Annotated in this window: 13 protein-coding genes; 7 read left to right on the forward strand and 6 right to left on the reverse strand. The window is 64.9% G+C overall.

Going from position 1 to position 12,609, the window contains the following annotated elements:
- Nucleotides 1-34 precede the first annotated feature (34 nt).
- Both pdxT and pdxS read right to left on the reverse strand, forming a co-directional pair.
- A complete protein-coding gene (pdxT, locus tag EB836_RS05615; RefSeq protein ID WP_135538355.1) occupies nucleotides 35-616 on the reverse strand; it encodes a pyridoxal 5'-phosphate synthase glutaminase subunit PdxT in 582 nt (193 codons plus the stop codon).
- Complete coding sequence (pdxS, locus tag EB836_RS05620; protein WP_135538357.1) at nucleotides 613-1,494, reverse strand: pyridoxal 5'-phosphate synthase lyase subunit PdxS; 882 nt, start codon at nucleotides 1,492-1,494, stop codon at nucleotides 613-615. The genes pdxT and pdxS overlap by 4 nt, the downstream gene beginning before the upstream one ends.
- Nucleotides 1,495-1,706: 212 nt before the next feature.
- Here pdxS and EB836_RS05625 point away from each other — a divergent pair, with 212 nt between their 5' ends.
- Together EB836_RS05625 and EB836_RS05630 are read left to right on the forward strand one after the other, a co-directional pair.
- The gene (locus tag EB836_RS05625; RefSeq protein ID WP_135538359.1) at nucleotides 1,707-3,089 is read left to right on the forward strand and encodes a PLP-dependent aminotransferase family protein; all 1,383 of its coding nucleotides are present in this window, start codon (nucleotides 1,707-1,709) and stop codon (nucleotides 3,087-3,089) included.
- Nucleotides 3,086-3,457 (forward strand): hypothetical protein, encoded by a 372-nt coding sequence (locus EB836_RS05630; RefSeq protein WP_135538361.1) that lies wholly within the window; start codon nucleotides 3,086-3,088, stop codon nucleotides 3,455-3,457. Before EB836_RS05625 ends, EB836_RS05630 begins: the two co-directional genes overlap by 4 nt.
- A gap of 9 nt (nucleotides 3,458-3,466) precedes the next feature.
- Here EB836_RS05630 and EB836_RS05635 read toward each other — a convergent pair whose 3' ends face one another.
- From EB836_RS05635 to EB836_RS05645, 3 genes are all read right to left on the reverse strand, one after another.
- Nucleotides 3,467-4,111 carry a 4'-phosphopantetheinyl transferase superfamily protein gene (locus EB836_RS05635; protein WP_135538363.1) on the reverse strand — a complete coding sequence of 215 codons (645 nt, stop codon included), beginning with the start codon at nucleotides 4,109-4,111 and terminating at the stop codon, nucleotides 3,467-3,469.
- A gap of 3 nt (nucleotides 4,112-4,114) precedes the next feature.
- On the reverse strand, nucleotides 4,115-4,564 hold the full coding sequence (locus EB836_RS05640; protein ID WP_135538365.1) for a lipopolysaccharide assembly protein LapA domain-containing protein: 450 nt from the start codon (nucleotides 4,562-4,564) through the stop codon (nucleotides 4,115-4,117).
- Nucleotides 4,565-4,662: 98 nt separating this feature from the next.
- A complete protein-coding gene (locus EB836_RS05645) occupies nucleotides 4,663-6,891 on the reverse strand; it encodes an NADP-dependent isocitrate dehydrogenase (protein WP_135538366.1) in 2,229 nt (742 codons plus the stop codon).
- Nucleotides 6,892-7,046: 155 nt separating this feature from the next.
- Between EB836_RS05645 and EB836_RS05650 the strand changes: the two genes are divergently transcribed.
- From EB836_RS05650 to EB836_RS05670, 5 genes are all read left to right on the forward strand, one after another.
- On the forward strand, nucleotides 7,047-7,688 hold the full coding sequence (locus EB836_RS05650; protein WP_135538368.1) for a thymidine kinase: 642 nt from the start codon (nucleotides 7,047-7,049) through the stop codon (nucleotides 7,686-7,688).
- A 60-nt stretch (nucleotides 7,689-7,748) separates the two neighbouring features.
- Nucleotides 7,749-8,528, forward strand: a complete 780-nt coding sequence (locus EB836_RS05655) for an alpha/beta fold hydrolase (protein ID WP_135538370.1) — start codon at nucleotides 7,749-7,751, stop codon at nucleotides 8,526-8,528.
- Between the two features lie 104 nt (nucleotides 8,529-8,632).
- Complete coding sequence (locus EB836_RS05660; protein WP_135538372.1) at nucleotides 8,633-10,279, forward strand: DASS family sodium-coupled anion symporter; 1,647 nt, start codon at nucleotides 8,633-8,635, stop codon at nucleotides 10,277-10,279.
- Between the two features lie 28 nt (nucleotides 10,280-10,307).
- A complete protein-coding gene (locus EB836_RS05665) occupies nucleotides 10,308-11,378 on the forward strand; it encodes an NADH:flavin oxidoreductase/NADH oxidase (RefSeq protein ID WP_135538374.1) in 1,071 nt (356 codons plus the stop codon).
- A 73-nt stretch (nucleotides 11,379-11,451) separates the two neighbouring features.
- Complete coding sequence (locus EB836_RS05670; RefSeq protein ID WP_135538376.1) at nucleotides 11,452-12,105, forward strand: MBL fold metallo-hydrolase; 654 nt, start codon at nucleotides 11,452-11,454, stop codon at nucleotides 12,103-12,105.
- Nucleotides 12,106-12,142: 37 nt separating this feature from the next.
- Here the strand turns inward: EB836_RS05670 and EB836_RS05675 are convergent, their stop codons facing one another.
- Entirely contained in the window at nucleotides 12,143-12,478 is a 336-nt protein-coding gene (locus EB836_RS05675; protein WP_135538378.1) for a hypothetical protein, read from the reverse strand.
- Between the last annotated feature and the right edge of the window lie 131 nt (nucleotides 12,479-12,609).

The following is a 12,609-nucleotide window of genomic DNA, read 5'->3' on the forward strand; positions in this document are numbered from 1 at the left end:
GGTCGGAGGTTCCGAGGCGGCCATGACTCGAACGTCACACCGCGGCACCGAGGCGTTGGAGGAAACCTGCATGGACCCGCGGATCTTGTGCTAACTCCGGGTGGAAGGTGCCGCCCCAGAGGTTGCCCTGGCGCACCAGCACCGGGCGGTCGTTGTGACAGGCGAGGACCTCGGTGTCGGATCCGACATCGAGGATCTGCGGGGCCCGGATGAAGGTCGCGTCGAACGGGTCGGCCAATCCTGAGACGTCGACCGGTGCTGTGAACGAGTCCCGCTGCCGTCCGTAGGCGTTGCGGACCACGGTGATGTCCAGACCGCCGAGGCGTTCGAAGCCGCCCAGCGAATCGTCGCTCAGCCGGTCAGCCATGAGGATGAGCCCGGCACAAGTGCCGAAGACAGGGAGCCCGCCGTCCATCCGCTCTCGCAGACGGGCGAAGAGATCCGTACCGGAGGCGATGCGGACCATGGCCGTGGATTCGCCTCCGGGCAGGATGACCGCATCGACGTCGGAGACGTGTTCGGCTCGGGTGACCGGGCAGGAGTCGACCCCCAGGGAGCGCAGCATGATCAGGTGCTCACGGAACGCTCCCTGGAGGGCGAGGACCCCGACTCTCACCAGCCGCGCTCGGCCAGGCGGTGGGGAGCGGGAACGTCGGCGACATTGATGCCGACCATGGCATCGCCGAGCCCGCGCGAAGCCGCCGCCACCGCCGCTGGGTCATCGAAGTGGGTGGTGGCTTCGACGATGGCCTTCGCCCGGGCCTCCGGATTGCCGGACTTGAAGATGCCGGAGCCGACGAACACGCCGTCGGCGCCGAGCTGCATCATCATCGCCGCATCGGCCGGGGTGGCGATGCCGCCGGCCACGAAGGTCACGACGGGCAGACGACCGAGGCTCGCAACCTGCTTGACCAGGTGGTACGGGGCGGCGATCTCCTTAGCCGCAACGTAGAGCTCGTCTTCGCTCTTGGCGCCGAGGGCACGGATCTCGGAATTGATGGTCCGCAGGTGACGCATCGCCTCGGAGATATCGCCGGTGCCGGCTTCGCCCTTCGAGCGGATCATGGAAGCGCCTTCGGTGATGCGGCGCAGCGCCTCACCGAGGTTGGTCGCCCCGCAGACGAAGGGAACCTGGAAGACGGATTTGTCGATGTGGTTGACGTAGTCGGCGGGGGAGAGGACCTCGGATTCGTCGATGTAGTCCACCCCGAGGGTCTCGAGGATCTGGGCTTCGACGAAGTGGCCGATACGAGCCTTCGCCATGACCGGGACGGACACGGCGTTGATGATCGAATCGATGAGATCGGGATCGCTCATCCTGGCGACTCCGCCCTGGGCGCGGATGTCTGCGGGAACGCGTTCGAGGGCCATCACGGCCGATGCTCCGGCGGCTTCGGCGATGCGTGCCTGCTCTTCATTGACGACGTCCATGATGACGCCGCCCTTGAGCATCTGAGCCAGTCCGGTGTTGAGCAGGGTCTGTGTCTCGGTCATTGGGTGTATGTCCATTCACTGTTGCGGAGATGATCCGAGTCGACCCAGCGCTGCAGCAGATTGCCGCGGGCTGTCATGGGGTCGAGGATCGAGTTTCTTCAGGGGTGAACGGCCGTTCCTTCTCAGCCTAAACGGCTCGGTGGCTCAACGAGAGAGCCAGAAAGCAGGAAGGATTTTAGGCCAGATGATCATTGGGGGACTACTATCGACGGATGGATGCGAGCAAGCAGGCTGAGGGGATCGCTCTTCCCGTGAGCGTCGACAAGACCCGACCGACTCCGCTGCCCGATCAGCTGACCCAGGAGATGCGGCGGCTCATCGCCGAAGGCACGCTGCGCTCCGGAGATGCTGTGCCCTCGAGCAGGCGTCTGGCTAAGCACCTCGGGATCTCGCGAGGCAGCGTCGAGACCGCGTACGGCCAGCTCGCCGTCGAGGGATTCCTCGTCAGCGCTGAACGGTCGATGACTCGGATCAACCCGGAGCTGCCGTCCACGCCGGAGCGTGCCCGTCCGCGGTCCCGAGTGCCCGACTCCCCGCGGCGGCGTCTGCGCAACTACGTCGACCTGCGCCCCGGTTTCGGCGGTGACGACCCGCTGCGGGAACCGGCGTTCCGGCGCGCTTGGCGGGAGTCACTCGACCTCGATCCGGGCCCCATCGACCCGTTGGGCCAACCGGACGCCCGGTGGGCCATCGCCGACTATCTGCGTCTGACCCGGGGCATGGCCGTCGATCCCGACGAGATCATCCTCACCAGCGGATCCCGCGATGGACTGCGACTGCTGCTCAGCCTCGGCGTGACCGGGACGATCGCGGTGGAGAACCCGGGCTTCCCCGGTCTGCGGCAGGCGATGACGGACCAGGAACTCGTGCCGCTCGAATTCGACGAGTCGGCGCCGGCACCGCACGGGGTGGGTGCGGCCGTTGTGACTCCGAACCATCAGTTCCCGCACGGAACGCCGATGCCGGTCGATCACAGAGTCCGACTTCTCGACTGGGCCGCGGCGAACAGCATCGTCCTCGTCGAAGACGACTACGACAGCGAAGCCCGCTACACCCGCACCGTGCTGCCGACTCTCTTCGAACTCGCGTCGTCAACGGGCAGTCGCGCCCAGGTCGTGCACATCGGAACCTTCTCCACCCTGCTGACTTCGGCCGTGTCGACCGGATACCTCATCGCCCGAGGTGAACTGTCCACCCGTCTCATGGGGATGCGCACAGCACTCGGACCGGCGTTCTCACCGATCCTGCAGATGGCCATCGCCTCCTACCTCGGTTCCGGGGGACTGCGTCGGCGCATCTCCCGCGGCCGACGACGGCTGCGGGCGGCCGAAGGCATCGTCGCCGGCGTCGGGCCGATCCCCGGGCTGGTCCACGAAGGGAGGACACTCGTCATCGAAACCTCCGAGGCCCAGGCGCACAGCCTGCTGCGACAGCTCGCCGAGCGCGGCATCCTCGTCGCGTCCCTGGCCCGAGGCTGGACCGGTGGGGATGAGGTGCGGCATGGACTCGTCATCGCCCATTCGAACGTCGAGGCCACGGTGCTGCAGGGGGCTCTGGCCACCGTGCAGGAGCTGTTGAGTAGGATGCAGGCATGAGGAAATCCGGTTTCGCGGTCGACGGCACGATCAAACTGGTCCTTGCCGTCCTCGGCGCAGTGTTCTCCAATGGTCTTGCGCACTTCTTCCTGTCACCGCGCTGGCTGGTCATCACCGCCATGGTGCTGCTGTTCCTCAGCGCTGCGACTCAGATCTCCTACGCCGTGAGTAAAGGGGAGAAGCGCTACCTGAAGTACCCGATGATCTTCGACGCCCTGATCATCCTGGCGATCGTCATCGGTCTCGTCCTCGCCGCAGCTGCGAATCCTGCTGGTGCCTGGATCCTCTTCGGCCTCGTGATTGTGGGATCACTGGGCATCGCCGTGGTATTCACAACGGGAGAGAACGGTCCGCGGTTCAACGACTGAACCCGCGGCTCAGCGGTTGAACGCGATCGCTGCGACGTGCCCGGCGGGGATCCCCGAATCGAGGTCGTGGATGTCGATATCCGGGTGCGGTGACTGCGGCTGCGGTCCGCAGCCGACATAGTCCATCCCGGGATCGCGAGCCAGCCCGGTGCTCAGTGCCCGGAGGAATGCCTCCTTGCGCGCCCACAGCCGTGCGAACGTGACAGCCAGCTCGGATTCGGGCAGTGCCTCAAGCTCACTGCGTTCTGTCGGATGCACGAGGCTCAGCGCTTCGAGGGCCATCGCGGTGTCCGGAGCGGCTTCGATGTCGAGGCCGACCGGATCCTCACAGACGGCGACGATCACGAGCCTGCGCGATCGGGACACGGAGAACTCGCAGTCGTCGTTGCGGGGTTTGCCTGCCGAGTCGAGACGGATCTCGATCCCGCCCGGGTCCTGGTCCAGATGCGATCCGAGCACGTGCCGCAGAACGACACGGCCGGCTGACCAGGTGGCGGCCGCCTCGGCGTCGAATTCGCGGGCATAGTTGCGTTCCTGCTCGGTGAGCACGGAATCGTCTGTGCGCGTCCAGGCCGCCTCGGCGGCGGTATCGGCGAGGATGAGGGTCGCGGGCAGCGTGGTGGACAACTCGGTGAAGCTGGGATGGAACGGCATGGTTCAGCGGCCCAGTGCTTTGTGGATCTTCTTCAGCTTGCGGCTGAGGACGAAGATTCGCACCGAACCGAGGAGTCCGGCAATGAGGATGCCGCCGATCGCGGCAAAGAGCATGGCCACGCCCAGGGGCAGTTCGAATTGCCAGCCGAAGTACTTGAACTCGGCGGGCACATTGTTCTGCAGGATGAAGATGAGGAGCAGTACGACGATGATCGCCCCGATGATGAGGGAGATCCACATGCCCGCCGACATTCCTGTGCCGCCCTTCGTCGATGGCAGGTCGTCGGTGTGCTCGGCCGGAGGCTGCGTCGATTCGGGCGGCTGCGTCTGCCCGTGCGGATCGATCTCTCGTGTCTCACGGGTCGCGGGAGTCTCGTTCCCGAGCACGGAATCGGTTTCGGCCAGGAGCTCTTCGGGCGTCTGGGATTCGCCGCGCGGGTCTTGAGTACTCATGCTCCCCATCATAACCGCTGATGGGGAGCATGAGTCGGGTAGTGCAATGAGTGTCCCAGAACCGTTGTCAGGGCACTGTGGGAACGTCGATCAGGAGATCAGACGTTCTTGCTCAGCGAGGAGATGATCTCGTTGAGCGTGGCCGAGGGGCGCATCGCCGCGGAGATCTTCTCTTCGTTGGGGTAGTAGTAGCCGCCCAGGTCGACCGGGCTGCCCTGCACCTCGAGGAGTTCGGCCGCGATGGTCTCTTCCTTTTCGGCCAGAGCCTTCGCCACCGGTGCGATGGCCTCGGCCAGCGCTTCGTCGGAGGTCTGCTCGGCCAGGTTCTCCGCCCAGTAGAGGGTGAGGTAGAAGTGGCTTCCGCGGTTGTCGATCTCGCCGACCTTGCGTGACGGGGACTTGTTCTCTTCGAGGAACTTGCCCGTGGCGGCATCGAGGGTGTCGGCGAGGACGCCGGCACGTTCATTGCCGTGAACATTGAACTCGTGGCGGAACGATTCGGCCAGGGCGAGGAACTCACCGAGGGAGTCCCAGCGCAGGTGGTTCTCCTCCACGAGCTGCTGGACGTGCTTGGGAGCCGAACCGCCGGCACCGGTCTCGAAGAGTCCGCCGCCGGCGATGAGCGGAACCACGGAGAGCATCTTCGCGGAGGTGCCGAGCTCGAGGATCGGGAACAGGTCCGTGTTGTAGTCGCGCAGCACGTTGCCGGTCACCGAGATGGTGTCCTTGCCCTCGCGGATGCGGTCGATGGAGAACTGGGTCGCCTCCGCCGGGTTCATGATCCGGATATCGAGTCCCTCGGTGTCGTGGTCGCGGAGATATTCCTCGACTTTCGACCGGATGTTGTTGTCATGCGCACGGGTCTCGTCGAGCCAGAACACGGCCGGGGTGTCCGAGAGACGGGCACGGGTGACAGCGAGCTTGACCCAGTCGCGGACCGGGATGTCCTTGGTCTGGCAGGCGCGCCAGATGTCACCGGCGGCGACCTCGTGGCTCATGAGCACCTCACCGGCGGAGTTGACGACCTCGACGACTCCGGGCGCGGCGATTTCGAACGTCTTGTCGTGACTGCCGTACTCTTCGGCCTTCTGCGCCATGAGACCGACGTTGGGCACGGTGCCCATGGTCTGCGGGTCGAAGGCGCCCTTGGCCTTGCAGTCCTCGATGACGGTCTGGTAGACGCCGGCGTAGGAGGAGTCGGGGATGACGGCCAGGGTGTCCTGGGTCTGATCGTCCTTGTTCCACATCTTGCCGCCGACGCGGATCATCGCGGGCATCGAGGCATCGACGATGACGTCGGAGGGGACGTGGAGGTTCGTGATCCCCTTGTGCGAGTTGACCATGGCCAGGTCAGGTCCGTCGGCCAGGCCCTTCTCGATTCCGGCCTTGATGCCGGCTGCAGCGTCGGCAGGCAGGGTGTCGAGGCCGGCGAGGATCGCGGCCAGTCCGTTGTCGGAGGTCAGCCCCGCCTCGGCGAGGACGTCTCCGTATTCGGCGAACACCTCGGGGAAGAAGGCTTCGATGACCTTGCCGAAGAGGATCGGGTCGGACACCTTCATCATCGTGGCCTTGAGGTGGACGGAGAACAGGACTCCGTCGGCCTTGGCGTGCTCGATCTGCTCCTTGACGAACTCGTCGAGAGCGGCGACATCCATCTTCGTGGCATCGATGATCTCACCGGCGAGGACGGGCAGGGACTCCTTGAGGACCTGCGTCTCACCGGATTCGGTGCGCAGGCGGATCGTCAGCGTGTCATCGGCATCGATGATCACGGACTTCTCGTTGTCGCGGAAGTCCTGCGAGTCCATGGTGGCCACGCGGGTCTTCGATTCCTTGGACCATTCGCCCATCGAGTGCGGGTGGGCCTTGGCGAAGTTCTTCACGGCCTCGGGCGCGCGGCGGTCGGAGTTGCCTTCGCGCAGCACCGGGTTGACGGCCGAGCCCTTGACCCTGTCGTAGCGTGCCCGAATGTCCTTCTCTTCATCGGTCGAAGGCTCTTCCGGGTAGTCGGGCAGCTCGTAGCCCTGTCCCTGCAGCTCGGCGATGGTGGCTTTGAGCTGCGGCACGGAAGCCGAGATGTTCGGCAGCTTGATGATGTTGGCATCGGGCGTCTGGGCCAGAGCGCCCAGTTCGGCCAGGGCGTCGCCGACCTGCTGATCTTCGGGCAGGCGGTCACTGAACTGGGCCAGCACGCGCGCGGCAAGGGAGATATCTCGCGTCTCGACCTCGACGCCGGCCGATGTGGCGAAGGCTTCGATGATCGGTTTGAGCGAGTAGGTCGCCAGAAGCGGTGCTTCATCCGTGCGCGTGTAAATGATTTTAGCCATAGTTGTGGACTACTCCGCATCTTCTTGGGGTTTGTCGCCTCCATCTTACCTTCCGGACGATTTCGGTAGTCGGTCCGGGCCGATGATGGTGCTCACACCCCGCCCGGCACCGGGTAGTCTTCTGTGTCGGCACGGACAACAGAAAGAGGATGACAGTGGCCAAACTCTACTTCCGGTACGGGGCGATGAATTCCGGCAAGTCGACCGCTCTCCTGCAAGCTGCCTTCAACTACGAGGAGCGCGGACAGCGGGTCCTGTTGGCCAAACCGGTCGTCGATACGAAGGGCGCCTCCGAGATCGTGTCGCGTTTGGGCGTGACTCGGGAGGTCGACTTCCTCATCCCTCCAGACGGCGATGCCGAGACCATCTACGCCGAGCACGCCGACTACGTGGACCATGATGCTCTGCTCGAGTCGATCGACGCACCGAAGACTCCCGTCGCCTGCCTGCTCATCGACGAAGCGCAATTCCTCACCCCCGTCCAAGTGGATTCGCTCATGCGGATCGCCACGAATGCTTCGGTGCCGGTGATGTGCTACGGAATCCGCACCGACTTCCAGACAAAGGCCTTCCCCGGATCGGCACGGCTGCTCGAGATCGCCCACACCCTCGAAGAGCTCAAGACGATCTGTCGCTGCGGACGCAAGGCGATGTTCAACGGTCGCCTCGTCGACGGTCAGTTCATCTTCGATGGTGATCAGGTCGCCATCGACGGCAACGCCGTGACCTATGAGTCGCTGTGCCCACGCTGTTATCTCGAGTACTCCGGCGGTAGGCTGACATCGACAGACTCCTGACCGATCGCGACGTCGCCCTCCCGTCGAAATCCTGCCCCACCTCTTCTCTAGGAGCCTCCCATGCGCATCGCCGTCCGTGCCTTCAACGACAATCCCGGTTCTCCCGTCCTCGTCTTCGGCAACGCCCTGGGCACACGGATGACCTTGTGGTCGTCTGTGGCCGCACGCTTGGCCGATGATTTCCAGATCTACGTCTCCGACCTGCCCGGACACACCGTGCCGGGGCCTGAGCCCCTCGCCGAGGCGGCCGAACCGCCCACGATCGATCAGCTGGCTTCCGGCCTCGTCGAGTCCCTGGCCGCCGAGGGCGTGACCTCCTTCGCCTATTGCGGGGTGTCGATCTCCGGTGCGATCGGGCTCTCGCTTGCGCGCAGCCATCCCGACGCGCTGACCGGGCTCGTCGCGTGTGCGACCGCGGAGAAGTTCGGCACACCGGATTCCTGGCAGGAGCGGATCGGTGAGGTGCGAACCTCCGGGACCCGCGGCCTCGTCGATGACACCGCCGATCGGTGGTTCGCGGCGGGATTCCTCGGTGAGGACATCGCCACCGGCCACCTCGTGCTCGCCGACCTCGCCCTCATCGACGATGACGCCTACATCGGAGCCGCCTCGGCGCTGAAGTCCTATGATCTGACCGGGCTGCTCTCAGCGATCACCACTCCGACCCTGTTCATGGCGGGAGCCCAGGATTCCGGGTGCACCCCGGAGGCGATGCGGGCCATGGCCGATCAGGTCGAGGGTTCGCGCTTCGTCACGATTCCCGACTCCGCGCACCTGCCGATAGTCGAACATCCGGACATCGTTGCCGACCACATCCAGGAGTTCTGCGACGGGCTCTGAGATCGGAGCAGCGAGGGTCAGAGCACTTTGCATCCGATAGGGAGACCGCCGCTGCAGTAGGGTGGTGCGAAAGCACAGGCAACTCTGCTCGTAGAGGAGCGAAAATGTCCCCGCGCTCGAAAACACCTGAGTTCAGCTCCACCGAAATCGATCTGCGGTCTCCCGGCGAACGAGAACCCGGCATCAGCCGCAGCACGTTGCGGATCCGGTGGACCGGATTCCTGCTCGGGCTCATCTTCTCCACCCTCATATATGCGATCATGCCTGCTGGTGTGGGTCATCCCGCGAAGCTGACCGCAGCCGTCGCGGTGCTGATGGCCGTCTGGTGGATGACCGAGGCGCTGCCGATCGCAGCGACCTCGCTCGTCCCGCTCGTCGCTTTCCCGGTGCTCGGCACGGATGTGGATATGGAGACGGTGGGTGCCTCCTTCGGCAACCCGATCATCTTCCTCTTCCTCGGCGGCTTCCTCATCGCTCTGGCGATGCAGCGATGGAATCTGCACCGCCGGATCGCGCTCGTGACTCTGAGCATCATGGGCGATCGGCCAGGGCCGATGATCGCCGGTTTTATGATCGCCACCGGATTCATCTCGATGTGGGTGTCGAACACGGCCACCGCGGTGATGATGCTGCCGATCGGCATGTCGGTGCTCATGATCGTGTCGAAAGTCGTGGGCACAGCGCTCACCGACAGTGCGGGCAAAACTGCGGATACGGACGAAGGCGATGACGCTGACCGAACCGCGGCTGACGAAGCCGCAGATCAGGCATCTGCCGGCGGCGATGACACCGGTCTCGGAGCGGTGGTCAAGTCGAACTTCGGCACCGCGCTGATGCTCGGCATCGCGTACTCCGCATCGATCGGATCGCTGGGGACGATCATCGGCACTCCTCCCAACCTCTTTCTCGTCGGGTACCTCAAGGACAATCACGACATTTCCATTGGCTTCGCCCAATGGATGATCGTCGGTGTGCCGCTGTCGATCGTCATGATGGCGATCGCCTGGTTCCTGCTTGTCAAGGTCCTGTTCAGACCCGAGATCGATCACATCCCCGGCGGGCGCGAACTCATCCGAGATGAGCTGAGCAAGCTCGGGCCTATGTCAACCGGTGAGAAGCTGGTCCTCGTCATGTTCGTGCTTGCCGCCGCGAGCTGGATCTCGCTGCCTCTGATCTTCGACGAACCGCCGATCAGTGACGAAGGCATCGCAATGGTCATCGGCCTACTCCTCTTCCTCATCCCGGGAGGGGCGAACCGCGGGGTGCGCCTCCTCGACTGGGATACTGCGGAGAAGCTCCCGTGGGGTGTGCTCCTGCTCTTCGGCGGCGGTCTCGCGCTCTCGGCGCAGTTTTCGGACTCCGGACTGACCGAGTGGATAGGCAAGACGACGAGCGGCCTCGGCGTTCTGCCGGTCGTTCTCGTCGTCGCGATCTTCGCCGCCATCATCCTGTTCCTCACCGAACTGACCTCGAACACAGCAACGGCGGCGACATTCGTACCCGTTGTCGGGGGAGTGGCCATGGGACTCAACTTCGACCCGCTGCTGCTGACGGTCCCCGTCGCCCTGGCCGCGACCTGCGCGTTTATGCTGCCCGTAGCCACCCCGCCGAATGCGGTGGCCTACGGTTCCGGATATGTCACCGTGGGCCAGATGGTCAAGGGCGGCCTGTGGCTGAACATCATCGGCATCGTTCTCATCACAGCCACCGTCTATCTGCTCGCCGTACCGGTATTCGGGATCGCTGTGTGAGCCCGATCGGAACTGGCAGACTTGAGCCATGACTGAGCTCTTCACACCGCTGACCCTGCGTGGCATCGAGATTCCCAACCGCATCTGGCTCGCCCCGATGTGCCAGTACTCCTGCGAAGCCGAGGACGGTATGCCCGGTCCGTGGCATCTGGTCCACCTCGGCGCCAGGGCTCAGGGCGGTTTCGGTCTCATCCTCACCGAAGCCTCTGCCGTTGTCCCAGAGGGACGCATCTCTCCGCAGGACGCGGGAATCTGGAACGACGAACAGGCCGAATCCTGGTCGGCCGTCGTCGACTTCGTCCACTCCCAGGGCAGCATCATCGGCATCCAGCTCGCCCATGCCGGCCGCAAAGCGAGCACGTACCGGCCATTCGCAGGCGAACCTCGGGGCAGCGTCCCGGAGTCCGCCGGCGGATGGCCGACCGCCGGTGCCAGTGCTGTTGCCTACCCGGATCTTGCCGAGCCGCAGGCGATGACGAAAGACGATATCGCCGAGGTGGTCGCAGCCTTCGCATCCGCAGCCCGACGTGCTGTTGACGCCGGGTTCGACCTCGTCGAACTCCACGCGGCCCACGGGTACCTGCTCCATTCGTTCCTGTCCCCGCTGTCGAACCAGCGTGAAGACGAATACGGCGGCGACCTCGCCGGTCGCTCCCGGCTTCTGCACGAGGTCAACGCGGCAGTCCGCGCCGAGGTCGGCGAGGACGTGCCGGTGTTCGTGCGGATCTCGGCCAGCGAATGGACCGAAGGCGGCTTCGACATCTCCGAGGCCGCCGAGGTCTCCCGCAGCCTGTCCGAAGCAGGCGTCGACCTCATCGACGTCTCGTCCGGGGGCAATCATCCGGTACGCATCCCCATCGGTCCCGGCTACCAGGTGTCCCTGGCCGCCGCCATCCGCGCCGAAGGCGTACCGACGGGCGCCGTCGGCCTCATCACCGACCCGGAGCAGGCCGAGACCATTCTCAGCACCGGCCAGGCCGATGCGATCTTCATGGCTCGGGCCGCCCTGCGCGAGCCGTCGTGGCCGCAGCGTGCCGCACATGTCCTCGGTGTCGAACCCGGTCCCTACCCGCCGCAGTACACTCGAGGAGCCTGGTGACCTGCCACTGATCCCTGCGGACGGACCGCAGACAGCGCACTCAACCGTGCACAGCGTGAAGAGGAGTTGGGAAATGAACACGATCGCAACCGAGCACGTCGTCATCCGATCGATCGCAGTCTCCGAGATGGAGAACAACGTCTACCTGATCACGGCGAAGGAGACCGGTTCGCAGGTGCTCATCGACGCGGCCGACGACATCGAGGCGATCTCCGGGCTCGTGGCCGCCGGCGCCGCGGACACCGAGGCGCAGCCGGAGCTGCGGGCGATCATCACCACGCACCGGCATTGGGATCATATCCGCGCATTGCCGGCCGCCTCGGCGAAATATCCGGATGCGATGACGATCGCCGGGTCCGAAGACGCCGCAGCGATCGCCGAAGCCGAGGGAGTGGAGATCGCACACAGAGTCGACCACCTCGACGTCGGGGACTTCGGCGGCTTCGTCCTCCAAGCCATCGGGCTGCGTGGGCACACCCCGGGGTCGGTCGCGCTGCTGCTGCGCGACGGAGGACATACGATCCTGTTCGCCGGTGACTCGCTGTTCCCCGGCGGGCCGGGCAAGACCTGGTCGCGAGATGACTTCACCTCGCTCATGGACGACCTCGAGGAACGGGTCTTCGCTGCGCTGCCCGATGACACCCTTGTGCTGCCCGGACATGGGGCATCGACGACGCTCGGCGATGAGCGCCCGAAGCTGGGGGAGTGGCGCGAACGCGGCTGGTGACTTCCACCTGCCTGTGCTGCCACGCCCGGTGGCTCGTTCAGCCGGGCAGCGTTGCTATTCCCACTACGGCCCAGGCCGCGGCGAGGAGGCCCACGACGATGATGCCGAGGTTCCACCGCGTCTCGATCGTGCGCTTCCCGCCCGGGTTGGCCAGCTCTTCATCGCTGAGACCTGAGTAGCGGTCGAGCACCGCATCGACGGCCGGGCTCGGGCTCTCGACGAGCCGACGCATTTCGTTCTCATCCTTCTCCCACTTCTTGCCCTTGCCGGCCAGCGGCCAGGACGAGAACCTCTTCTCATGGGTACGCACGGTCAGGCCGAAATGCGTCTCGAAGCCATCGACGAGGTTCCAGGGGATGGTCACGGTCTGCATTGGGTTAACCTTGATCCACCGATGCGAGTAGCCGGATCAAGCCGCGCGTGAAATGGAAATGCCCCTCCTGAACTGGGAAAATGGTGATGTTCTAAGTCTCCATATCCCACACAGAAAGGGGCACCTCTCAG

Origin of the sequence: Brevibacterium sp. S111, from assembly GCF_004745075.1 — a bacterium.
In the GTDB taxonomy this organism is placed as follows: domain Bacteria; phylum Actinomycetota; class Actinomycetes; order Actinomycetales; family Brevibacteriaceae; genus Brevibacterium.